Origin of the sequence: Hymenobacter properus (genome assembly GCF_015694735.1) — a bacterium.
GTDB classification, from domain to species: Bacteria; Bacteroidota; Bacteroidia; order Cytophagales; family Hymenobacteraceae; genus Hymenobacter; species Hymenobacter properus.
Map to the genome: position 1 here is coordinate 886,417 of NZ_JADQDP010000002.1, position 23,933 is coordinate 910,349.

The following is a 23,933-nucleotide window of genomic DNA, read 5'->3' on the forward strand; positions in this document are numbered from 1 at the left end:
TACACTTATGGGACTCAGTTTTCCATCGGCCGAGGGAGTGCAACTTGAAGGCTGGGACGGCCTCACCACAGCCGATGCGGCTACCCCCTATGTCCCTGCTGGCCCCATCGGCTGGGAGCTTGGTACGGACAAAGCCCAAAAAGGTAAAGCCGAACGCGACTACGACACCCGCACCCTCGACCCCTTAGGTTTGGTGACGGCTGATTCAACCTTCATTTTTTGTACTCCCCGCCGCTGGGGGCAACGAAAAAAGTGGGCCAATGCGCGACGCAACGAGGGCAAATGGCGCGATGTCCGGGCCTACGATGCCGACGACCTTGTCACTTGGCTTACTGATGCTCCGGCTACACACATCTGGCTCTCGCGGCTCTTGCATAAGCAGCCCGTAGGTGTGCAGGACCTAGAAAACTTTTGGCGTGATTGGGCCGCCATGACTACCCCCGCTGTGCCTGACAAGTTTCTGTTGTCTGGCCGCGATGCCGACTGCGAAGCCGTTCACTCATGGCTCACCAATCCTACACCAACGTTTCCACTAGTAGCCGATACCCGCCAAGAAGCCGTTGCCTTTTTAGCCGCTGCCGTCTTGGCTTTATCAGAAGCCGAGCGCACGGCGGTTCTGGCCCGTGCCATCGTTGTGGAATCGGCTGGCGCCTGGCAGGAGCTAACGAACACCGGCCAGGCGCTTCTTCTCATTCCGCTCTTCCGCGACGACCAGGCCGTGGCCAATGCCGTCCGCCAAGGCCACCACGTCTTCCTTGCCCTTGACCGTACCGATGCTACTGGCCGCGCCCGCCAGCTGCCTCGCCTCACCCGCGAAGCTGCCTCTGCTTCTTTACACTCTGCCGGCATCCCAACAGCCCGCGCCGAAGCCCTGGCAGGCATTGCCCGTCGCAGCCTCGCTGCTTTTCGCCGCCACCGCTCTCTCAACTCCCTTAGTACCACTGCCCCGGTTTGGGCCATCGCTGCCAATGCACCTGTATTACTAGCTGCTGCCTTCACAGGCGCTTGGAACGAAAACGAGCAGCAGGCCGCTGCTGATAAAGCAGTCATTGCTGCACTTGCAAACTTGCCATACGACCAAGTGCGCAGCCAACTCCTCCATTTCGCCAACCTTCCAGAGCCACCAGTTCGCCTTGTTGCTACTACGTGGTATGTCGTAGACAAAGCCGATGTCTGGGCGTTGCTAGCCCATTTTCATACCCCTGACCTGCTCGACCGCTTTGCTGTAGCCGCGCTTCAAATCCTGGGCACTCCGCTCCCGCGCTACCAGTTGCCGGCCGAGCAGCAGCTGTGGGCAAACCTTTACGGCTTTTCTAGCCCCAATTCCTATCAGCTTCGTCGTGAAGTAGCCGACACCTTGGCCTTTTTGAGTGCGGAGGATGCTGCCTCTGCTGCCATCGCTTCCATGGTACGCCAAGTTGTGCACGAGTTATTAAATCGCGCCAACCAGCGGCCCCACGTTTGGCCTTCGCTTGCTAATTACCTGCCCCAGCTGGCCGAAGCTGCCCCCGATGAACTACTTGCAGGTATTGCCACCGGCCTGCGCGGTACACCTCCGCCTATTCAGGAGTTGTTCGAGGAAAAGCCCGGCCTGCTCTACAAATCCTCCGAACATGCCGGCTTGCTGTGGGCGCTCGAACTGCTGGCCTGGTCACCTCAATACCTGTCCCAGGCTACCCGCTCGCTTGCTCGCCTTGCCCAACTTGACCCCGGAGGCACCACCTCCAACCGCCCAAAAAATAGCTTGCGCGAGATTTTTTTACCTTGGCTCCCACATACCACCGCCGACCTTTCCCAGCAGATGACCGCCCTTGATGGCCTCATACGGAATACTCCCGAAGTCGGATGGGCGCTGCTGATTCACCTGCTGCCTCTGGGCCATACTACCAGTTTCGGAACCAAGCGGCCTGCTTGGCGCGATTGGGCCCCTGCCGAACGCCCAAACAGCATCACCTACGCGGCCCTCTACGCTGCCCAGGAGGCCGTTTCCATCCGAGTAGTGCAAGCAGCCGGAACCGACCTCACCCGCTGGGTAGGGTTAGTTGCCAACATTAGGCATTTATTCCCCCGGCAACGTAGCCTCGCCATCCAGCAACTCCACCAGTTAGCAACGCTCGCCGTTACAGAAGAAGACCGCTTGGCGTTAAGCAAAGAGCTCCGCTCGGCCATTCATCTTCAACGCTCGCTCACCAAACGCGAGGCCGATTTTTCTTCCGATGAGTTACAGCAATTGGAAGCGACTTACCACGCGCTACTACCACTAGAGCCGGCCAACCGCTACGCCTGGCTCTTTGCCCATTGGCCCACGCTGCTGTCAGGGGAGCGATACAAGCGCAGCCTCGACGAGTATTCCATCAAAATCAATGCTGCCCGCGACGCCGCCCTTGATGCACTCCTGGCCGAAATAAGCCTTGAGGAGGTTGTGCAGTTGCTTTACACCGTAGAAGACCCGCAATCACTGGGTTGCAGACTAGGTGGAAGGGCCGACCTGACCGACAACCAGAAGGACCATCTGCTGGTAAGGTTTTTAGGAAGCGCGGAACGGCGCGAATACCTATTTGCTCACGGCTTCGGCATTGATTACCGTCTCACTCATGCCGACCCATGGGTATGGGCTACGGCAGAAGTACGCCGATTGCAAAGGGTATGGGCGCCTGCTCAGCAAGCCGCTTGGCTCGATACCTTTCCCAATACATTCACTACTTGGGCACTCGCGGCCGAGTTGGGCCCTGAAACCGAAAGGCACTATTGGTTGCTTGCTTCCCCCTACGGTGTTCAGACGGCAGGTGCGCCGCAAGCCTTTGCTGCTTTTCTACGTCACGGTCGCCCACTTGCCGCGGTCCACGTGGTCCATCTGTATCCTGAAGTTACAGTGCCTATTGACGACCTCACAACCGCATTGGAGCAAGCTCTAGGTTTTCCCAGCGGTGCCGAACCACAGCTTCGTATCTCTGCCGATGAATTAGTCGAATTGGTAGCTCTTTTGGCCGATGCCCCCGATGCCGACCCCATCCGTGTAGTCCGCCTAGAATTTGCGTTGCTTTCCGCCCATTCTCAAAACGAGCCGCAGGCGAAGATGCTTTACCGGGAGTTAGCTGCTCGCCCTGACTTCTTTGCTGAAGTGCTGCGGATGTACACCTACTCCAACGACCGGTCAGACCCACCCACCGCTGAAGGAACCACGGCTGCCAACGCCTACCACTTGCTTCGGAGCTGGAACACCATCCCGGGCTTGGGTACGAACGGAACGGCCAGCGAAGCCTATTTGCTCAAATGGATTGCAGCAGTGCAGCAGGCGTGTGCTGCCATTGACCGCGCCATCGTCGGCGAAGAAGCAATTGGCCAGATGCTAAGTTTTGCCCCGAACGGCACTGACGGCATCTGGCCCCACGAAATTGTACGGGCGGCCCTTGAAGCCACCGGAAACGAAAACATCGAGCGCGGCTTCAGCATAGGTAAGCGCAATGGTCGGGGACCTACTTGGCGTGCAGCCTATGCAGGGGGTGACCAAGAAAGAAAAATTGCTGCTCAATACAACGTTGATGCTGCCTCATTGGCTACTGACTGGCCCCTTACTGCAGCAGTGCTTCGCCGCCTAGGAGAATGTTATAGCAATGATGCCAAGCGCGAGGATGATGAGGCGGACCTATACCAAGATTTGAATTGATTCTAAAAAGAAAAGAGGCTGTGAAAGCACTGGTTTGTACCCCAAGCTGTACCCCAACAATGCAAAAAGGCCCTCAGTAAGAAACTGAGGGCCTTTTTCTGTGGTCGCATAAGGAGTCGAACCTTAAACCTTCTGATTCGTAGTCAGATGCTCTATCCAATTGAGCTATGCAACCATTTCCCCGTGTTGGGAGCACAAAGGTAAGACGATAAAAAGCGGCTACACAAGCTGTGCGCACATTTTTCAGAAAGAAAATTGCGGCTGGGGCAGCAAGTGGCTAAGAATCAGCCGAAGATTTTTCGGCGCTGGCGGCGGCGCTTTTGTGCAGGGCGCGTTTCAGGGCCTGGTTGAAGAGGTAGTAGAGACCGAAAAACGAGGCGGCCACCAGCGCCAGCAGCAGCAATTTGCCCGCGGTGCCGGTGCCGGGGTCCTTCAGCAGCGTGAAAACGTCCTTGGCCTTGGTGCCGAGCCAGTAGAAAAACAGGCTGCGCGGCAGCATGCCCGCAATGGAGGCCAGCAGGAACGGCTTCAGCCGCACCCGCATGATGGCCAGCACGAACGTCATGAGGGCAAATGGGGTGACGGGTGACACCCGCGTGAGGAAAATCAGCTGCCAGCTTTCGGTTTTCAGCTCCTTCATTACGGCGTCGGCCTTGGGGAAGTGGCTGATGAAGGCCGTCATCTTGCCGTGGTCGAGGGTGGTGGCTATCTGGTAGCCCACAAGGGCCGACAGCGCGTAGGCCACCACCATGCCCGGAAAGCCGCTCCAGCCCAGGTAAAAGCCCGTGATGAGCACCACGGCCGTGGTGTTGACCAGCGAAAAGGCCATGGCCACACCCACCAGCGCGAAGTAGAGCAGGCTTTGGGCGGTGGTAAGGTTTTCGAGCAGCTGCTGGTTGCGGGCCAGCACCCAGGTGAGCGACGAGCTGCCCACCAGCGGCACCACCACCAGCAGCAGCATGGGCAGCAGGGTGGAAAAATTCTTTCGGAAAAGCTCGCGCAGCACTCGGAACATAAAAGAGGGCGAACCCCCGCCCAGTGGCAGCGAGGATTCGCCCTGCAAGTACGGTGAAAAGCGCGGCCGCGCCGAGATAATTAGGCTTCCGGCGTTTCGCTGGGAGTTTCGGGGTCGGGGGCGGGGCCGCCGGCGGGTGCCAGCTCTTCCTGCTTGCCTTTGCCCGTGAAGAAGCGCTTGATGCCCGCCCAGGCCCCACTCAGGGCCAGCAGGCCCAGCTTCCAGAACTTGAGCAGCACCGCAAACAAGCCCACTTTGGCTAGCACCTTGCCCGCAATGAGCCCGCCGATGCCGTAGGCAGCTACTTCGTCGAGGCCGGGGTTGAAATCGGTGTACTCCTGGCCTTTGCTGAACGAGACGGCACTAAGCAGGCCCGGGATGCTGGCCTTGATGGCGGTCAGGTCCTGGGGCTTGCCCACGGCGTTGAGGATGAGCACGCCCTTGCGGCCCAGGATGCGCACGTTGTAGTTGAGCGTGTTCTCGGCGCCTTCGCCGAACTGCAGGGTTTTGGCCCAGTGCAGGGTGTGGTTGGTTTTGTCGTAGTAGGGCGGCGAGGCCCAGCCCACCAGCGTCACGGCGGGGTAGCCGGCTTCGGTGCGCTCCTTGTTGCCTTCGGCCATGTCCTCGCGCATGTCCTTCAGCAGGTCGTCGTAGTTGATGTCGTCGGCGTCGTCGTCTTTCACGTGGCCCGAGCCGTCGTATTCAATGACATAAGCCCAGGCGCCGTCGTCGAGCGGGTTGCTTTTCTCCGGGAAGAGCATACCCAGCGAGCTGCCGTCGGGGTTGCCCCAGTAGCGCGTGAGCACCGTGCGGCTCTGGGCCGAGTCGAGGTAGCGGAAACCGCGGGGCACTTCCAGCTCGCTGATGCCGCCGGGCAGCGTGATGTGGCCCTGCTGGTAGTGCAGCGAATTGTTGAGCGAGTCGATGACGAAGGTGCGGCGGGCAGCCGAGTCGGCGGCCGTCATCGGGGGTTTGGGGGCCGCCTGGGCGGTGAAGTGCACTGCCAGGGTAGCCAGCACGAGTAAAGCTTTCTTCATAGAAAGGAAGTCAAAAGTAGAAAATGGTAAAATGGTGAATGAAAACAACGTAGCAAGATAAGCACGCCGGCCGGTTTGGGCGGCCCGTCGGTTTCCGATTAAACGACGACCTTTGCCGCCGGCCCGCGGGGCCTTATTCCTCCCAAAACTCCCACCATGAAATTCGCCACCAAAGCCATTCACGCCGGCGTGCACCCCGACCCCCACACCGGGGCCATCATGACGCCCATTTATCAGACCTCGACCTACGTGCAGACCTCGCCCGGCAAAAATCAGGGCTTCGAGTACTCGCGCACCCACAACCCCACCCGCTCGCAGCTGCAGGATGCTCTGGCCGCGCTCGACAACGGCAAGCACGGCCTAGCCTTCGCCTCCGGCATGGCCGCCATGGACTGCGTGATGAAGCTGCTGAAGCCCGGCGACGAGGTGATTTCGACCAATGACCTCTACGGCGGCTCCTACCGCCTGTTCACGAAAGTTTACGAGCCGTTCGGCATCAAATTCCACTTCGTGCCCATGCACGACATGGCCGCCGTGCGCGCCGTGGCCAGCGACAAAACCAAGCTGATTTGGGTGGAAACGCCCACCAACCCGCTGCTCAACGTCATCGACATTGCCGCCGCCGCGGCCGTGGCCAAGGACTGCGGCGCCCTGCTGGCCGTGGACAACACCTTCTCGACGCCCTACCTGCAAACGCCCATGGACCTGGGGGCCGACATCGTGATGTACTCGCTCACGAAGTACATGGCTGGCCACTCCGATACGGTGATGGGCGCCCTGGTGGTAAACGACGACGAGCTGCACCAGCGTCTGAGCTTCTACCAGAACGCCTGCGGCGGCACGCCCGGGCCCCAGGACTGCTTCCTGGTATTGCGCGGGTTGAAAACCCTGCACATCCGCATGCAGCGCCACTGCGAAAACGGCCGCGCCGTGGCCGAGTACCTGCGCCAGCACCCCAAAGTGGAGAAAGTATACTGGCCCGGCTTCGAAAACCACCCCAACCACGCCGTGGCGGCCAAGCAGATGCGCGACTTCGGCGGCATGATTTCCTTCGTGCTCAAGGGCGACCGGAAGGAGGATGCCATTGCCGTGCTGGAGAAGTTTAAGTACTTCACCCTGGCCGAAAGCCTGGGCGGCGTGGAAAGCCTCTCGGGCCACCCCGCCACCATGACGCACGCCAGCATCCCGGCCGAGCAGCGCCGCAAGTCGGGCCTTTCCGACTCGCTCATTCGCCTGAGCGTGGGCATTGAAGATGCCGAGGACCTGATTGAAGACCTGGCCCAGGCAATAGGGTAGGAGCGAGGCCCCAAGGGTGTTAGCCACTCGCAGACATCTCCGTAGCCGAAAAGCCGGCGGCGTGCTTGCATGCCGCCGGTTATTTTTACGTCCTCAGCCAAGCCCTTGCCAAACAACATGAATTGGAAATCTACTAATAGGTCTAGGTTATTACTCGGACTGCTGGCACTGCCTGGGCTGGCGCAGGCTCAGGTATCTGGCAACCAAGTGACGGGCAATGCGCGCCGCTACCGCTACCAACAGGAGGAGCAGACCGACAACCGCCGGCCTACCGTGTTGCCCGACCGGCTGTTTCTGACCGATAGCACCTTTGTGCTGGGCGCTAATGTGATGCAACACGTGCGGGCCGACAGCTACGTGGCCGTGTTTGGGCTGCGGCAGGAAGCAGCCACGGTAAGTGCCGCAGAGAAACGACTGACGGCTCGCGTGCAGCGTTTTACCGGGCGCTTGCGGCAGTTGGGAGTCGAAGGGAAAGATGTTTACACGGACATTGTCACGCAGCAGCGAATCAAGGACTTACGGCCCGTTAAGGAGCGGGACAACAATGCCTATATCAATTTCCAGGCCGAGGAGTACGTGCGCGGCTTCGAGTCGACGCGCAACATTGTCGTGTCGTTTCGGCGCATCAACCTGCTCAACGATATGCTCGTGGCGGCGGCCGCCGACAGTGTATTTGACTTGGTGAAGGTGGATTACATTGTCAACAAACCCGAAGAGGTCTACGACAACCTGTTCAAAGCGGCGGCGGAAGTCATTAAGCGCAAAAAAGACAAGTACTTGCTGCTGACAGCGGCCCGGTTGCGGCCATCGGCACAGCCCTACGCCGAGCAGTTCACGTCTTATGTGCCGGGCGGGCAATACGAGAACTATGAGGCGGTAATTGCCACGCCTTTTAACTACGATTACCGCCAGGGTTACAATTACAAGGGACTGCGGGCGCTTACCACGTACTACTACAGCCCACCCAGCGCCGATGGGTTCGACCGGGTTATCAATCCGGTAGTGGTAGAACCAGCCGTGACGTACACGCTGGCCATTCAGGTGAAATACACGCTGCGTAAATAAAGATGAGCCCGCCTGCCGCCCCTATCGAAACGCTGCCGCTCTTCGCCGAGCTCGACCGCCTGCTGCTGGAGCTGCTCCGTAGCCTCACGCCTGCGGATTGGCAGCGGCCCACCCTGGCCCTGCTCTGGACAGTGAAAGACGTGGCCGCGCACCTGCTCGATGGTAACCTGCGCACGCTCTCTATGCTGCGCGACGGCCACTTCGGCGAAACACCCGACGATTTCAGCTACGCCGGCATGGTGGCCTACCTCAACCGCCTGAACGCCGACTGGGTGCGGGCCATGCGCCGCCTTAGCCCAGCCGTGCTGGTAGACTGGCTGACCCAGTCGGGGGCCGAATACACGGCCTACCTGCACACGCTGGACCCGTGGGGCCCGGCGGCCTGGCCGGTGGCCTGGGCCGGCGAAACGGAGTCGAAGAACTGGTTTCACATTGCCCGCGACTACACCGAGAAATGGCATCACCAGCAGCAAATCCGCGAAGCCGTGGGCCAAACCGCGCCCCTGCTGACGCCGGCCCTGTTTCGGCCGTTCATCGAGACCTTAATGCGTGGCCTGCCGCACGCCTACCGCGCCGTGGAGGCGCCGGCAGGCACGCGAGTGCGGATGTGCGTGCAAACAGCCGCGGGCGGCACCTGGGAGTTGCTCAAAACCGCCGAAAACTGGCACCTAGCGCCCCCCGCGGCCGCGTCGCCCGCCGCCGAAATCTCTCTTGAGCCCGAAGTGGCGTGGCGGCTCTTCACCAAGGGCCTGAGCGCCGCCCAGGCCGAGCCATTGGTGCAGCTGGCGGGGGAGGAGCGGCTGGCCAAAGCCGCCCTGGGCCTAGTGGCGGTGATGGGCTGAGCGGCCGCCGCCGCGTGCAGCGGGCTTGCAGGCTGGGCTTTGTGGGTAGATTATCGGGCTGAGCCTGAATTAAAACTGCATTAAATCCCAACCCTGGCCAGGGAGCGGGGGTTTAAGTCATAATTCTGTTTTAATTCTGGTTTTTTATCGGTCTTCCGCAATAGGCCTGCTAGTATGTTCCCCTTTTCTAAGTTGTATCGCCGGGCACGGGTAGCGCCCGTGGCGGCGCTGCTGGGTTTGGCGGGCTGTAACCTTATCGAGTTCAGCCCCAACGACCACCGCGTCCCCGAAGAATTTACCAACCTTACCGAGAAAAACCTGGCCCGGCTGCAAGCCAAGCCCCTGGCGGCCGGCGACACGCTGCGCTTCATCTTCACCGGCGACTCGCAGCAGTTTTATGACGAGTCCAAGGACTTGGTGGCCAGCGTGAACCAGCAGAAAGGAATATCCTTTCTGATTGTGGCCGGCGACATTTCCGACTTCGGCCTGGCCCGCGAAATGCAGTGGGTAGACGAGCACCTGCGCCGCCTCACCATTCCCTACGTCACGGTCATCGGCAACCACGACCTGGTGGGCAACGGCCGCCCCACCTACGGCCACATTTTCGGCGCCTTCAACTACTCGTTTGTGTACGGCGACACCAAGTTCATCATGGTAGACACCAATGGCCGCGAGTACAACTTCGACGGCACGGCGCCCGACATGGGCTGGCTGCGCCCCCAACTGGCTAACCGCGACGGCGCCCGCCGCCAAATCGTCATCAGCCACGTGCCGCCCACCAACGACGACTTCGACCCCGCCCTGCGCACGCCCTACGTGCGGGCCCTGGCCGAGGCCCAGAACCTGGTGTTCGAAATGAACGGCCACAACCATTCGTACAGCATCACGGAGCCCTATAAGGACGGCGTGACTTACGTGAACTCCGACGCTTTTTCGGAGCGGCACTACATGGTGGTCACGGTGTGGGGCGACAAACAGTTTCGCATCAAACGGGTCAAATTCTAATGAAAAAGCTGTTTTCCCTGACCCTGGTGCTGGCCGCTTTCGGTGCCCATGCCACTCCAGCTCCCACTGATACCACAGCCGTCACAGCTGCCGCCCAAACGCCCGCGCCCGGCGCCCCCGAGCGCCCGTGGTACCGCCCCAAGCACCTAGTGCTGCAAACCGGCGGGGGCCTGGGCATGGTGGCCGCCGGCGCCGGCTACGAATTTGCCAAGGACCGCCTCGAAACCGATATTCTCATCGGCTACGTGCCCAAGCATTATGCCGGCTCCACGCTCAGCCTGGCTTCGTTGAAGTTCATGTATTCGCCCTTCCGCCTGCCGGTGGGCGAGAAAATTCAGGTGGTGCCGCTCACGGTGGGCGCCTATTTTAGCTACACCCACGGCACCATCAACGACGAGCTGAAGGGCCAGTATTCGAGCGACTACTACTGGTTTTCGACCGACACGCGCTACGGACCGCTGCTGGGCAGCCGCCTCACCTTTCTGGCGCCGCCGGTGGCCGCTACAGGGCAGCCGCGCAAAATTTCGGTGTACTACGAGCTGGGCAGCAACGACTTGTACCTGGCTAGCTGGCTCAACAACCAGAAGGGCGGCCTGGGCTTTGGCCAGCTACTGACGCTGGCGCTGGGGGTGAAAGCCGATTTTTAGGCTTGGGTGCCCGCGCGGCACCGCCATGCAACCCGAACCACCGGCCCAAACGCTTAGCAAGCGTTTGGGCCGGCTCATGTAAAGAAGGTGGCAGCCGGCGCAACTTTGGCGCGGAGCTACCGGTCATGCCGCTGCCCGGCGCGCTCCCGCGGCCCGGCAAACCTTTCCTACTACTCATGAAGAAACAATTACTTCTCTGGCCGTTGCTGGCCTTGGCGGCCCCGGTGGCCGCCCAACACACCGAATTGCAGGCGCGGGCTGGGGTGGGCTTGTTCCGGTTTGGGGGAGCAAACGCGCAAAGCAGCTCTTTCGTCAATTATTCCAATACCCCGGATTTGGGCTACACCAACAGCCCTTACGGTAGCCATTGGGGCGCCGGCGTGGCCTTGGGCGGCCGGGCCGAGCGGGTGAGCGCCCGCCAGGGCCTGCTGGCTTTTGACCTTGGGTATGAGTGGCTGCAAAGCCGCACCAATGTCACGGCGGTTTGGGGAGCCGTTCCCATCTACAGCTCCTACATCGGGTATTACAAAGCCGATGGCAGCACCGCACTGCAAACCCACAACCTGACGGCGTTTTTGGGATTCGGGCACCGCTTCGCCGCCGGTAAAGTGAACGTGGATGCTTTGGTGGGCCCCGAAGCAGTTTACATTTTAGAAGTGCACGAGAAAGGCAGCGGCACTTACGACTACAATGGTGGCACCGCCTGGAGCACCAACCAGGAACGCCGCAACCCCAACCACGCCGACGCCCGCCTGCGGGCCGATGTCACGGTGTGGCACCAGCGCTTGGGCTTCAATGCCAGCTACTCGCACGGTTTCCTAAACTACCGGGGCGGCCTGCTGGGCGCCAGCCCCGAAGTATATGCCCGTGTGCTGCGCCTGGGGGTGGTGTACCGGCTGCGGTAGCCGCCGTAAAGTATGCGGCTGGCTTGTGCGTCATTGGGCAAACAAAACCATAAAATGAGGTTTTGTTCAGCCACAATTCCATGCAAGTTCAGGCCCGCTTCGACGGTAAGATTTATCACAACACGCTGCCCACGTCCGTGAGCCCGCCCTCGGGCTACGGCCCACTGCTGAAACGTTACCTCTTCGAAAAAGCCGAGCGCGAGCCCAAAGCCCCGCTCGGCCCTTTCCGGGCCGATGCCGCGGCACTGGCCGCGCCCGTGCCCGCCGATGCCCTTCGCGCTACCTGGCTGGGCCACAGCACCACGCTGCTCGAAATCGACGGCCGCCGCATCCTTACCGACCCGGTGTGGAGCGAGCGGGCCTCGCCCTCGCAGCTAATGGGGCCGAAGCGGTTTTTTGCTCCGCCGCTGCCACTTGATAAGCTGCCCAAGCTCGACGCCGTCATCCTCTCGCACGACCACTACGACCACCTCGACGCGGCGGCCATTCGCTTTTTGGCTAAAACCGACGTGCCGTTTTTCTGCCCGTTGGGAGTGGGGGCGCACCTGCGCCGCTGGGGTGTGCCGGCCGCCCGCATCACCGAGCGCAACTGGTGGGAAAGCGCCCAACTCGCCCCCGACTTCACGCTGGTGGCCACGCCGGCCCGGCACTTCTCGGGCCGGGGCCTCACCCGCAACAACACACTTTGGGCCTCCTGGTGCCTGCTGGGGCCGCGGCACAAGGTGTTTTTCGGCGGCGACTCCGGCCCTTTTGAGGAGGGCTTCCGGCAAATAGGGGAGGCCTACGGCCCGTTCGATTTGCTGCTGCTGGAAATCGGCGCCTCTGACCCCGAGTGGGCCAACATCCACCTCGGCCCCGACGAGGCGCTGCGCGCCCACCGGCTGCTGGGCGGTGGCCCGCTGCTGCCACTGCACTGGGGCACGTTCAACCTAGCCTTTCACGCCTGGCGCCAGCCCGTGGAGCGTCTCCTTGAAGCTGCCGACGCTGATGTGCCTTTGCTACTGCCTGCACCGGGCCAGCGCGTGGACGTGGCCGCCGGCCCGCTCAATTCTCGCTGGTGGGAGCGGTAAACGGCGTTGCAAACAACTAAAAAAACGCCTGTCATCCTGAGCGCAGCGAAGGACCTTATCATGTTCGAACAAGTATTTCCAACGTGATAAGGTCCTTCGCTGCGCTCAGGATGACAGGCGTTTTTCGCTCTAGCACGCGTCAGAGACGCGCGCCAGCGCTGGTCAGCAGATATGGGCATAAAATAAAAAGCCCGACTATAAACAATTAACCGGCGGCCAGCTTATACACGCTCGAATCCGGTCCGCTGCGGCGTCGCCGAAATTCGTTTTTAGCTTTGCCCCGTGATACAATTACCCACAGCCGCCCCCTCTGTTCTGGGAAGCCGGTTGGTTCCAACCCGCTTTCCTCTGACCCCTGCCCGCCTGCTGGCGCCCGTGTGCGCTCTGGGCCTGGGGTGCTGTTGCTGTTGTTGGTAGAAGGGCGCTAGCCGCCGGCCGGGCCCACGGGGCTCATAAGACCGGGGTGTAGCGCAAGCGTTTGGCGCAATTAACTTTTTCTGGGTAAAAAACCGAGCTGAATCGGTAACGCTGTCCTAGCCGGTGTTGCTCATGCGGTTCGTTGCGCAAGCCACGCTTTTGGATTTTGGTTTGAGGTAGTTGCTTGATTAGTAAAGCGCTACCGTATGGCGCGTTGGCTTCGACGCGTTTCGGCCCTCATTTATTTTTTGGCGTTTCACTCTCAAACTGCTGCTGTTGCGGCCTGGAAAACGCCCTTTTTTCTCCCCCAATTTTTCCGATATATGACACACTCCACGACTACCCGAATCGGGTTGCTGGCGCTGCTTTGGTGGCTGACCGCGGCCACCGCCTGGGCCCAGAACCTCACCGTGACCGGCCGCGTGCTGGACGCCACCAGCCAGCCCCAGCCCGGCGTGACCGTGCTGGAACAAGGCACCACCAACGGCACCAGTACCGACGGCGACGGCCGCTTCTCGCTCAGCAACGTGCCCGCCACAGCCACGTTGGTCTTTTCCGCTGTGGGCTCCGTCACGCAGACGGTACCGCTGAACGGCCGCACCACTCTAGAAATCCGCTTGGCCACCAACCAGACCGAGCTGAACGAGGTGGTGGTGACGGGCTCGCGTGCCACTGAGGGCCGCTCCAATATCCTCACCACTTCGCCGGTGGATGTGATTTCGGCCCGCGAAATCAAGGCCTACGCCCAGACCGACGTGACGCAGATTCTGACTTACATCGCGCCCTCGTTCCAGAGCACGCGCCAGACCGTGACCGACGGCACCGACTTCGTGGACCCCGCCACCCTGCGCGGCCTCGGCCCCGACCAGGTGCTGGTGCTGGTGAACGGCAAGCGCCGCCACACCTCAGCGCTGGTCAACATCAACGGCACGCCCGGCCGCGGCTCGGTGGGCACCGACATGAACGTGATTCCGCCCGCCGCCATCAAGCGCATTGAAGTGTTGCGCGAGGGCGCGGCCGCTCAGTACGGCTCCGATGCCATTGCGGGCGTCATCAACATTCAGCTGAAAGACGACACTACCGGCATCAGCGTGAGCAGCACCGCCGGCCAAACCACCAAGAGCGACGGCCAGGTGTTTCAGGCCGATGCCAACCTGGGCTTCGGCCTGGGCCGCCGGGGCTTTATCGACGTGAGCGGGCAGTTCTCGAACCGCAGCTTTGTGGACCGCAGCGGCCCGGATACGGCCCCGCTCATTTACCTGGGCACCTCCGGCGGCAACTACCCCAGCGGCCTCTCCGACGCGCAGAAGCTCGACCTGAAAGCCCGCGACAATGCCCTGGTGGCCCAAAACGGCTTCAACCGCCGCGACATTCGGGTGGGCAGCGCCGACACGCGCACCTACGGCAGCTTCGTGAATGCGGCCTACACGCTGGTCCCCAGCATCGGCCTCGAAGCCTACTTTGCGGGTGGCCTTACGCGCCGCACCGGCCGCTCGGGTGCCCTCTACCGGCTGCCCACGCAGGTGACGCAAACCGACGCCAGCATCTACCCAAACGGTTTCCTGCCCTTCATCAACAGCACCGTGAACGACGCTTCGGCCATCGTGGGCCTGCGCGGCCGGGTGCTGGGCTTCGCCGCCGACCTGAGCAATACCTACGGCCGCAATGCCCTGGACTACAACGTGACCAATACGCTGAACGCCTCGCTGCCGCTGGGCACCAGCCCCACCTCGTTCTACGCCGGCCAGCTGGCCTTCCAGCAGAACACCACCAACCTGGGCTTCTCGCGCAAATTCACCGAAGTGGGCCCGCTGGCCACGCTGAACGTGGCTTTTGGCGGCGAATTTCGGGTCGATAATTTTCAGATTGTGGCCGGGGAGGAAGGCTCTTACCGCAACTACCAGCGCGTGGTAGCGCCCGCCACTACGCCAATGGGCTCGCCCACCTACGCGGCCGGCGCGGCCCAAGGCTTCCCCGGCTACCAGCCGCAGGACGCCACCAATAAATCGCGCACCAACTTGGCCGGCTACCTCGATTTTGAAAGCGACATTACCGAAAAGCTGCTGCTGAGCCTGGCCGGCCGGGCCGAGCGCTACTCCGATTTTGGCTCGAACGTGAGCGGCAAAGTGGCGGCCCGCTACAGCATTCTCGACGGCCTGGCCTTGCGCGGGGCTATCAGCAACGGCTTCCGGGCGCCGTCGTTGCAGCAGCGCTATTTCACTAATTCCAGCACCCAGTTCAGCGGCAGCGTGCTGCGCGACGTGCTCACCACCAACAACGACAGCCCGCTGACTCAGGCCTTCGGCATTGAGTCGCTAAAGCAGGAAAAGTCGAACAACTACAGCCTGGGTCTCACCGCGCGCATCCTGAAAACCATCACCTTGACCGTGGATGCCTACCAGATTGACATCCGCGACCGGATTGTGCTCAGCTCCCAATTCAACCGCGACAACCCCCTGGTGAACACGCTGCTGGGCACGCTGCCGGTGCAGGGCATCCAGTTTTTTGCCAACGCCGTGAACACCCGTACCCGCGGCCTCGACATCGTGGCCAACGAGCGCCTGACCTTCGGCTCCGACAACCGCCTGACCCTGACGGCCGCCGCCAACTTCAACGAGACGGTGGTGCGCAGCTTCAATAGCTCGGCCTTCATCGACAGCAACCCCAGCCTGCAAAACACCCTGTTCGACCGCGCCCAGCGCGCCCGCCTCGAAAACGGCCAGCCCCGCAGCAAAATCAACCTGAGCGCCGACTATGGCTACAAAATCTTTGGCGTGAATCTGCGCACCGTGCGCTTCGGCGAGGTGCAAACCAAGGACCCCAACCCCGCCCGCTCCTTCATCGACCAGACGTTCTCGGCCAAATGGGTGACCGACCTGACCGTCAGCGCCCAAATCATCAGGAACATCGGCTTGAGCGTGGGCGTGAACAACCTGTTCAACGTGTACCCCGACCGCCTCTACCAGGACCCCAACAACAACGAACAAAGCCTGGCCTACTCCACGGCGGACGCCACCAACCGCGGCCGCTTCCTGTACAACTCCAACCAGTTCGGCTTCAACGGCGCGTTCTACTTTGGCCGTCTGAATTTCACGTTGTAAGCACTGCGCTCTCAGCTGCAACAAAAAGGCCCCTCAGTGTATGAGGGGCCTTTTTGTTGATTCTCGCTGAAACAAGCATCACTTGCCGCTGTACTGTAACCGAGCTACTTGAGTGCCCTGTGTGTTGCGGGCAAAGTAAAGCCCGGCGGGCAGGGCCGCGCCCGGCTGCCACACTGCGCTGCCATCGGCAGTCGTGGCCAACTTGGCCACTTGGCGGCCCAGGGCGTCGGTGATGACAACGGGCTGCACGCCCCGGCCGGCAAACTGAAACCGCACAGCCTCGCTGAACGGCGCCGGGAACGGCGCCTGGGCCAGCGCCTGCCTCCCCGCCGTGGCCAAGCCCGTGCGCGTGACCAGAAACGACAAGGTGAGCACGCTGTGCCCTAGCAAGGGGCACGCATCATCGAGGGCCGTAACCGTTAGCCGGTAGCGGCCCTGCGGCAGCGCGGCCGGCACTTGCCAGGTCAGCTGGCCCTGGCCATTGGCAAGGGGCTGAAAGGCGGCCCCGGGCACTAGCCCAGCCACTTCACTGCTCAACGTCACCGATTGGCCCGCGTCGGTATCGGCGGCGGTGAGGATAAGGGTAGCCGTTTGGCCCGCGGCAATGCGAATTTCCTGGCCCAGCAGCTGGCCGGTGGGAGCAGCCGCCAGTGCCACGCGGGTGAAGGCCGGCGCTTGGTTGGTGCCGGCCGAAGCGTAATAATCCAGCTCCCGCATCACGCTGCCTATTTTTTGCCAGGCCCCGTTCACGCGCCGGTACTCGTTCACGCGGGCGGCCAGCGCATAAATGCCTAACTGCCCGGCCGCGCCGGCCACATTCAGTAGCTCGCCGGTGGCGGCATTCAGTTGCAGGTGCGGGGCGGCGGTGCCCGTAGTGGTGACGGGGCAAGTCGTGGTAGGAAGGGACATGCCCGTCAGGGGCTGCACGGCTTCGTACACCAGCGAGTCGCCTTCGCTGTCGAAGGCGCTGAGGCTGTACCGTTGCGCTTGGGCGCTGACGAGGTGCACGGGCCGCGACGCGGTGAACCGGGGCGAGGAGTTCACCAGGCCCGTCGAATTATCCAGCTCGGCGTTCAAGGAAAGCCCAACGGTGCCGGATTGTGCGATGTTGGTGATGCCGACTACCCGCGACGCGACGCCGGCCGTCAGTTGCCACTGGGCGGGAGGAAGCGTTACCAGCCCTTGCAGGGTGGTGATGACAACCGACTCGCTGGTGCCCGTGCACGAGGTGGCAACCGTTTGGCCTGCTGCCCGCGTCAGCGTGGCGGTAACGGTGGGCACGGTGCACCCATTCGGGCTGCACGCGAGCGAAATCGCCGTGGGCGGCGTGCCTACGTTCACCGACCCGCTGCCGTCGCTGTAAATGCGCGCCGTCACGCGGTAGAGGTTGGGGGAAGCTGCGGTGCCCGCGTACTCGTAGGTAAGGTCGCCCCCCAGCATGTGCGTGGCGTGGGCCGCCAGCACATTGCCCCCGCAGCAGAAGAGAAGCAGGATGGCGCGAAAAAGCGAAAAGCGGAGCATTGTTAAGAAAAGCAATGGTAAAAGGCCACGGCAATACCGGCCGGCTTGATAGCCCTCAAAGCTATTCGCAATTGGCTAAAAACGACAGTCCTCCTGGCTGGAGCAAGTGTTTAGCCTTCACGTATTGAACTGGCTGCCCTGCCTCTGCAACCGTTTTTCGAGGTGGAGCGGTGGATGGTGCCGGTGCGGGGGGATGGCATTGGGCTGAGCGTGCCGGGAGTGGCCACCGGCACCGGCCTAGCTTCATGCCGCCATCGTTTAGGCCGCCCTTACTGGCCGCTGTACTGCAGCCTTGCTACCTGCGTGCCCGCCAGGTTGCGGGCAAAGTAGAGGCCCGCCGACAAGGATGCGCCCGGCTGCCACACCACACTGCCATCGGCAGCCGTGGCCAGCTGAGCTACCTGGCGGCCCAGGGCGTCGGTAATGGTCACGGGCTGGACGCCCGCGCCGGCAAACCGGAACCGCACCACTTCGCTGAAAGGAACCGGAAACGGGGCTTGGGCCAGCGCCTGCCGCTTGGCCGTGGCCAGCACCCGCTGCACCACCTGCACCGGCACAGTTACAACGGCAAAAGCCGGAGAGGCGCAATAATTATCCAGCGCGGTGGCTGCCAGCAAATAACGTCCGGCAGGGAGCGTGGCGGGTATCTGCCAGGTAAGCTGCGCCTGCCCGCCGCCTAAATCCTGGAACGCGGCGCCCGGCACGGCGCCCGCCGAAGGGCCGGAAAGCGCCAGCGTCTGACCGGCGTCGGGGTCGGTGGCGGTGAGGCGCAGCGACAGCTGGGTGCCGGGGTAGGCCTGAATGGTTTGGCCCAGGAGCTGGCCACTGGGCGCACTGTCCAGCGCCACGCGGGTGAAAACCGGCGTTTGATTGGTGCCAGCGAACACGAAATACGCCATATCGCGGGTGATGCTCCCGATTTGCTGCCAGCTACCGTTCACGCGCCGGTATTCGTCAACCCGAGCGGCCAGCACGTAGTAGCCCTGCTGCGTGGGGCCGGCTACAGTCACCAATTCACCGGTGGCGGCATCGACCTGAAAATGCGGTGCAATGGCCCCGACGGTGAGCATGCCGCACGGAGCCGTGGGAGTAGGGTTCGCCAGGGGCTGTACCAACCGGTAGGCCAGCGAATCGCCTTCGCTGTCGAAAGCCCCGATGCTGTAGTGCTGCTGGGCCTGCGAGCTAGTCAACTGAATAAGCCGGTCGACGAGGAAGCGGGGCGAAGAATTGACCAGCCCGCTGCTGTTATTTAGCTCCGTTTTAACAAAAATGCTTTGCGTCTGCGAGTTGGCGATGTTGGCAATCCCAGAGGCACGGTTTGACATTTCAACGCTGAGCGTCCAGCTGGCTGGCGGCAACTGCACCAAGGCGTCGTAGGTATTAAGCTCGTAGTTGATTGGCGTGCTGTTGCAGCTCGCCGAAACCATTGTGCGGCGGCTGCGCGGCACCATCATCGTGAAGCCGCCCGGCGTGGTGGCACTGCACCCGTTGCGGCCGCCATTTAGGGTCACATACGGGTCGTCTACCGGCGAGCCCAGGTCCCGAAACAGCCGCACCGTCACATGGTACTGGTCGGGGCTGGTCGCGGTGCCCGCATATTCATAAGTGATGTCGGCGCCCAGGGCGTGCGAAGCCCAGGCCGCAGAACTGCTGCTCAACCACAAAAAAAGCGCACCAAGCAGGCTGCGAAGGCGGAAAGCTGTAAGCATAGAAGAAGGGAAAGGAAGTGGAGCCAACAGCACCCGACCTCGGCTGCCGCACACATAACGCAGCAAAAATCAAGCCCTTTTACCGTGCTAACACTTTATTTTCCAGCCGAGGTAGCTGGTGTGGCCGAGTTGCTGTCCAGAATCTGAAACAGCTCGTTGAGCTTGGGCGTGAGGATGATTTCGGTGCGGCGGTTCAGGGCCTTGTTCTGGGGCGAGTCGTTGGCAGCCACGGGCACGTACTGGCCCCGGCCCGAGGCCGTGACGCGCTCCGGCGCCACCCCGCTGGTGGTGAGCAGGCGCGCAATTTCGGTGGCGCGCAGGGCGCTCAGGTCCCAGTTATCGGTCATGCCGGCGGTGCCGCGCAGGATGGGCACGTTGTCGGTGTGGCCTTCCACCACCACGTTCACGTCTTGCTGCTCCTGCAGCACGGTGGCTAGCTTTTTCAGGGCTTCCTGGCCCTTGGGGTCTACTTTGGTGGAGCCCGATTTAAACAGCAGCTGCTCCGAGAGCGACACGTACACTTTGCCGTCCTTCAGCTTCACCTGCAGGTCGCTGCTGTTGAAGCTGAGCAGGGCTTTGCTCACGCGGGCCTTTAGGTCGGCCACGGCCTTGTCCTTGTCGGCCAGGGCTTGGGTGAGCTCGGCCAGGCGGGCTTCGCGGGTTTTGAGGTCGGCGGCGAGGCGGTCGTTGTCGGCCTTGCTTTTCTGCAGCGTGGTTTCGAGGGTGCCTAGTTCGGCTTCGCGACGGGCCAGGTCCTGGGCCACTTTGTTGTAGTCCGACGATTTGTTGGCCAGCTCCCGGTTGCTGTTTTTGAGCAGCTTGTCGTAGCTGTTGGTCAGCTCGTTATAGAGCGAGCGGGTTTTGCGGTAGGCGGCACCGGTCTCGGTCGAGTCGGTCACGAGGCGCTTCTGGGTGAGGCGCAGCTGGGCCAGCTCGTCGGAGGCTTTTTGCAGCTCGGCGGTGGTGGCGCGCAGCTGGCGCTCGGCGGCCTCTTTGCCTTGGGCATCGGCTTTTTGGCGGGCGCTGAGGTCGTCGTATTTGCGGGCCGTCACGCAGCCGTTGAGGGCCGAAGCGGCCAGCAGCGAAAGGCCCAGCAGGGCAGGAGAGAAGCTTTTCACGGGCAGAAGAAGGCGCAGGGCCGGGCCGTCGGCGGCCGGACTGCCCGGCCGCGTTGGCATGGCAAGGTAGCGCTTAAGACGCAGCCAGGCCCGCGAAAAGGCGGGTTTTGCGCAGGACTTCGGCTTATATTTGCTTGCCTGCAAAGGCTTAGGCAAATTCGAAAATTCTCCGCACGCCGGCCTTTCTGTTAGCGTACGCTTGTGCTTCGACCAAAAAACCAGACCTGCGTAAACTACGGCCGAGCTACCGCCGGCTGCCCATCCAGCGGCGCGCGTAGCTTATCTTTGACGCCCCGTTTCATCCGTTTCCGCCAGCCCACCGCCGGCGGCTTCTCCCTCAAAACTAAAAGCTAATAGCCCTCTGCTAACAGCTAAAAGATAACAATATATGGCCTGGTTCAAGCGCGTAGAAAAGGGCATTGTGACCCCCACCGAGCAGAAAAAGGAGACCCCCGACGGCCTGTGGTATAAGTGCCCCGAGTGCAAAACCGTGGTAACCATGGCCGAGCACAAGCGCCTGCTTTACGTGTGCGGCAACTGCAACTACCACGACCGCATCGACGCCGCCGATTACTTCGAATTCCTGTTCGACCAAGGCGAATACACCGAGCTCGACGCCAACCTGACCTCGGCCGACCCGCTGCATTTCGTCGACACCAAGGAATACCCCAAGCGCGTGGCGGCCACCGAGCGCAACACCGGCCTGAAAGACGCCGTGCGCACCGCCCACGGCCTGAGCGCGGGCCAGCCGCTGGTGGTGGCGGCCATGGATTTTAAATTCATCGGCGGCTCAATGGGCTCGGTGGTGGGCGAAAAAATTGCCCGCGCCATTGACTTTGCCCGCCAAAACCGTACGCCCTTCCTGATGATTTCCAAGTCGGGCGGTGCCCGCATGATGGAAGCCGGCTACTCGCTGATGCAAATGGCCAAAACCTCGGCCAAGCTGGCCCTGCTGGCTGAGGCCGGCGTGCCCTACGTGAGCTTGCTCACGGACCCCACCACGGGCGGCGTCACGGCCTCGTTTGCCATGCTGGGCGACTTTAACATTGCCGAGCCGGGCGCGCTCATTGGCTTTGCCGGCCCGCGCGTTATCAAAGAAACCATCGGCAAGGACCTGCCCAAGGGCTTCCAGAGCGCCGAGTTTGTGTTGGAGCACGGCTTCCTCGATTTCATTGTGGACCGCCGCGAAATGAAGCAGCGTCTGGCCGACCTGCTGGGCATGCTGCGGCCCGCACCCGTGGCGGCTGCTGAGCTCTCTGATGCGCAACGCACCGCCACAAAAGCCTGATAGCAGCTCGCCAGGGCCATTTTTTGCTTTCGGCACACTTCTTGAAAAGCCCGTATCCGATACCGGAGCGGGCTTTTCCCGTATAAGGCCAAATACTCACCAATTCTTCATTTCATGAACACCTCCAAATCCCTCCTTTCCGTCCTGATGGCCTTCGTGCTGTTGTTTAGTTCCTGCGCCACCTCGCAGCAGGCCAGCACCCAGCCCGACCTGTCGAGCAGCAACGGCACGGGCGCCCGCAAAACCGGCATGAGCAAAACCACCAAAGGCGGCCTGCTGGGTGCCGGCGGCGGCGCTGTAATTGGCGGCGTGGTAGGCGGCCTGCTGGGCGGCGGCAAGGGCACGGCCATTGGCGCCATTGTGGGCGCTGCCGCGGGTGGTACCACCGGCGCCATCATCGGCCGCAAAATGGACAAAGCCGCTGCTGAGCTGCAAAACGACATGAAAGGTGCCCGGGTAGAGCGCGTGGGCGAAGGCATCAAAATCACCTTCGACTCGGGCATCCTGTTCGACACGAACTCTTCGACGCTGCGTCCGGCCTCGGAAGCCGACATCGCCAAGATGGCCGCCGTGCTGCAGAAATACCCCGACACCAACGTGCTGATTGAAGGCCACACCGACAACACCGGCACCGACGCCATCAACCAGCCCCTGTCGGAGCGCCGCGCCCAGGCCGTGGCTACCTCTACCATGGCCAAAGGCGTAGCCGCCAGCCGCATCACCACCAACGGCTACGGCTCGACGCAGCCCGTGGGCGACAACACCACCGCCGAAGGCCGCCAGGCCAACCGCCGCGTGGAAGTAGCCATCTACGCCAACGAGAAGATGAAAAAGGCTGCCGAAGAAGGCCGTCTGTAATTCGCTCGCTGATTCTAGGGTCGCCTAGTGGCCCGGATATAAGTTAAAAAGGCCGCCCAATCGGGCGGCCTTTTTTATGCTTTTTGTGATTGGCCATGGTTGAGCTAACCGAACCACAACCTCCATGCGCGTGCCCTCGTTTAACTCCCATCTTTCCATTCAAAATCAACTTTCGTCATGAAGACTTTCAAAATATATTTCCTGCTGGTAATGGCCTTTTTGATGCTGGTCGGTTCGGCCGCCCAGGCCCAAACCCCTAAAAAAGGTTGGAGCAACAAAGCCAAAGGCGCGGCCATTGGCGGCGGTGCCGGTGCTGTGACTGGCGCCGTGCTGGGCGGCGGCAAAGGCGCCCTCATCGGTGGCGCGGCCGGCGTGGTGGGCGGTGGCCTGATTGGCCGCAACAAGGACAAAAAGAAAGACCCTGCTCGCTATTACAACTACAAAAACAAGAAGTAAGGGGCTGCATTAGCCGTCAATTATTCTTGTGAAAAAGGCTCTGCTTCTACGGCAGAGCCTTTTTTTGTGAATGAGTGAGCTTGGCAACGGAGTTTGGCAAGGTGGTTGCAAATAGCTTACTTGCCGCCTCATTGCGCCAGTCGCATTTGTTGCTGGCCTATTTTATCCAAACCCTTTTTTAAACATGAAATTTCTTCGTTCATCCCTCTCGTTTCTGCTGGCCCTGCTGCTGTTGGTAAACAACTTTGCGCAGGCCCAAACTTCGACCGTCTCCACTGAAAAGCCGAAAGGCATGAGCAAAACCCTGAAAGGCGGCATCATTGGCGGCCTGGGTGGTGCCGTAGCCGGTGGCGTGGCCGGCCGTCTGATTGGCGGTAAGTCGGGCACGGCCAAAGGCGCCATCATTGGCGCCGTGGTGGGTGGTACCGCCGGTGCCCTCATCGGCCGCAAAATGGACAAAGCCGCCGCTGAGCTGCGCCGCGACCTGGAAGGCGCCAAGGTAGAGCGCGTGGGCGAAGGCATCAAAATCACTTTCGCTTCGGGCATCCTGTTCGCCACCAACTCGTCGAGCCTGACCCCTGAAGCCGCCGGCAACATCGACCAGTTGGCTGCTACCCTGAAAAAATACGCTGACACCAACGTGCTGATTGAGGGCCACACCGATGCTTCAGGCTCGGACGCCATCAACCAGCCCCTGTCGGAACGTCGTGCCCAGGCCGTATCGAACGAAATTCAAGCTCAAGGTGTAGACGCTGGCCGCATCGAATCTAAAGGCTACGGTTCAAGCCAGCCCGTGGGCGACAACAACACCGCCGCTGGCAAAGCTGCCAACCGCCGCGTGGAAGTGGCCATCTATGCCAACGAGAAAATGCAGAAGGCCGCCAAAAAAGGCCAGCTGTAAGACAAAGCCGGTGGC

Annotated in this window: 18 protein-coding genes and 1 tRNA gene; 13 read left to right on the plus strand and 6 right to left on the minus strand. The window is 61.6% G+C overall.

What is annotated here, in order from left to right; translation table 11 throughout:
* Window positions 1–7 precede the first annotated feature (7 nt).
* Window positions 8–3,667, plus strand: a complete 3,660-nt coding sequence (locus I2I01_RS09920) for a hypothetical protein (RefSeq protein WP_196286280.1) — start codon at window positions 8–10, stop codon at window positions 3,665–3,667.
* A gap of 101 nt (window positions 3,668–3,768) precedes the next feature.
* On the opposite strand, the gene I2I01_RS09925 is transcribed toward I2I01_RS09920, so the two are convergent.
* From I2I01_RS09925 to I2I01_RS09935, 3 genes are all read right to left on the minus strand, one after another.
* Window positions 3,769–3,842: transfer RNA gene (locus tag I2I01_RS09925), tRNA-Arg, on the minus strand.
* Window positions 3,843–3,944: 102 nt separating this feature from the next.
* The gene (locus tag I2I01_RS09930; protein ID WP_196286281.1) at window positions 3,945–4,682 is read right to left on the minus strand and encodes a TVP38/TMEM64 family protein; all 738 of its coding nucleotides are present in this window, start codon (window positions 4,680–4,682) and stop codon (window positions 3,945–3,947) included.
* Window positions 4,683–4,762: 80 nt separating this feature from the next.
* Complete coding sequence (locus tag I2I01_RS09935) at window positions 4,763–5,719, minus strand: DUF2167 domain-containing protein (RefSeq protein WP_196286282.1); 957 nt, start codon at window positions 5,717–5,719, stop codon at window positions 4,763–4,765.
* A gap of 156 nt (window positions 5,720–5,875) precedes the next feature.
* Here I2I01_RS09935 and I2I01_RS09940 point away from each other — a divergent pair, with 156 nt between their 5' ends.
* The 8 genes from I2I01_RS09940 to I2I01_RS09975 all read left to right on the plus strand — a co-directional run bounded on the left by I2I01_RS09940 (window position 5,876) and on the right by I2I01_RS09975 (window position 16,067).
* The gene (locus tag I2I01_RS09940; RefSeq protein WP_196286283.1) at window positions 5,876–7,015 is read left to right on the plus strand and encodes a cystathionine gamma-synthase; all 1,140 of its coding nucleotides are present in this window, start codon (window positions 5,876–5,878) and stop codon (window positions 7,013–7,015) included.
* A gap of 117 nt (window positions 7,016–7,132) precedes the next feature.
* Window positions 7,133–8,080 (plus strand): SIMPL domain-containing protein, encoded by a 948-nt coding sequence (locus I2I01_RS09945; RefSeq protein WP_196286284.1) that lies wholly within the window; start codon window positions 7,133–7,135, stop codon window positions 8,078–8,080.
* 2 nt (window positions 8,081–8,082) lie between these two features.
* Complete coding sequence (locus I2I01_RS09950) at window positions 8,083–8,922, plus strand: maleylpyruvate isomerase N-terminal domain-containing protein (protein WP_196286285.1); 840 nt, start codon at window positions 8,083–8,085, stop codon at window positions 8,920–8,922.
* A gap of 174 nt (window positions 8,923–9,096) precedes the next feature.
* A complete protein-coding gene (locus I2I01_RS09955; RefSeq protein WP_196286286.1) occupies window positions 9,097–9,927 on the plus strand; it encodes a metallophosphoesterase family protein in 831 nt (276 codons plus the stop codon).
* Window positions 9,927–10,574: a hypothetical protein gene (locus I2I01_RS09960; RefSeq protein ID WP_196286287.1), complete on the plus strand. Its 648-nt coding sequence runs from the start codon at window positions 9,927–9,929 to the stop codon at window positions 10,572–10,574. The genes I2I01_RS09955 and I2I01_RS09960 overlap by 1 nt, the downstream gene beginning before the upstream one ends.
* Before the next feature lie 176 nt (window positions 10,575–10,750).
* A complete protein-coding gene (locus I2I01_RS09965; RefSeq protein WP_196286288.1) occupies window positions 10,751–11,479 on the plus strand; it encodes a hypothetical protein in 729 nt (242 codons plus the stop codon).
* A gap of 80 nt (window positions 11,480–11,559) precedes the next feature.
* On the plus strand, window positions 11,560–12,549 hold the full coding sequence (locus I2I01_RS09970; RefSeq protein WP_196286289.1) for an MBL fold metallo-hydrolase: 990 nt from the start codon (window positions 11,560–11,562) through the stop codon (window positions 12,547–12,549).
* Window positions 12,550–13,289: 740 nt separating this feature from the next.
* A complete protein-coding gene (locus I2I01_RS09975) occupies window positions 13,290–16,067 on the plus strand; it encodes a TonB-dependent receptor (protein WP_196286290.1) in 2,778 nt (925 codons plus the stop codon).
* Window positions 16,068–16,145: 78 nt separating this feature from the next.
* On the opposite strand, the gene I2I01_RS09980 is transcribed toward I2I01_RS09975, so the two are convergent.
* From I2I01_RS09980 to I2I01_RS09990, 3 genes are all read right to left on the minus strand, one after another.
* Window positions 16,146–17,588: an Ig-like domain-containing protein gene (locus tag I2I01_RS09980; RefSeq protein ID WP_196286291.1), complete on the minus strand. Its 1,443-nt coding sequence runs from the start codon at window positions 17,586–17,588 to the stop codon at window positions 16,146–16,148.
* 269 nt (window positions 17,589–17,857) lie between these two features.
* The gene (locus I2I01_RS09985) at window positions 17,858–19,297 is read right to left on the minus strand and encodes a hypothetical protein (RefSeq protein ID WP_196286292.1); all 1,440 of its coding nucleotides are present in this window, start codon (window positions 19,295–19,297) and stop codon (window positions 17,858–17,860) included.
* 95 nt (window positions 19,298–19,392) lie between these two features.
* Window positions 19,393–20,475, minus strand: a complete 1,083-nt coding sequence (locus I2I01_RS09990) for an OmpA family protein (RefSeq protein ID WP_196286293.1) — start codon at window positions 20,473–20,475, stop codon at window positions 19,393–19,395.
* Between the two features lie 328 nt (window positions 20,476–20,803).
* Here I2I01_RS09990 and accD point away from each other — a divergent pair, with 328 nt between their 5' ends.
* From accD to I2I01_RS10010, 4 genes are all read left to right on the plus strand, one after another.
* Window positions 20,804–21,703: an acetyl-CoA carboxylase, carboxyltransferase subunit beta gene (accD, locus tag I2I01_RS09995; protein WP_196286294.1), complete on the plus strand. Its 900-nt coding sequence runs from the start codon at window positions 20,804–20,806 to the stop codon at window positions 21,701–21,703.
* A 114-nt stretch (window positions 21,704–21,817) separates the two neighbouring features.
* Window positions 21,818–22,561, plus strand: coding sequence for an OmpA family protein (locus tag I2I01_RS10000; RefSeq protein WP_211537895.1), 744 nt, complete (start codon window positions 21,818–21,820; stop codon window positions 22,559–22,561).
* A gap of 177 nt (window positions 22,562–22,738) precedes the next feature.
* Complete coding sequence (locus I2I01_RS10005; protein ID WP_196286295.1) at window positions 22,739–23,017, plus strand: YMGG-like glycine zipper-containing protein; 279 nt, start codon at window positions 22,739–22,741, stop codon at window positions 23,015–23,017.
* 184 nt (window positions 23,018–23,201) lie between these two features.
* The gene (locus I2I01_RS10010; protein ID WP_196286296.1) at window positions 23,202–23,918 is read left to right on the plus strand and encodes an OmpA family protein; all 717 of its coding nucleotides are present in this window, start codon (window positions 23,202–23,204) and stop codon (window positions 23,916–23,918) included.
* Window positions 23,919–23,933 lie beyond the last annotated feature (15 nt).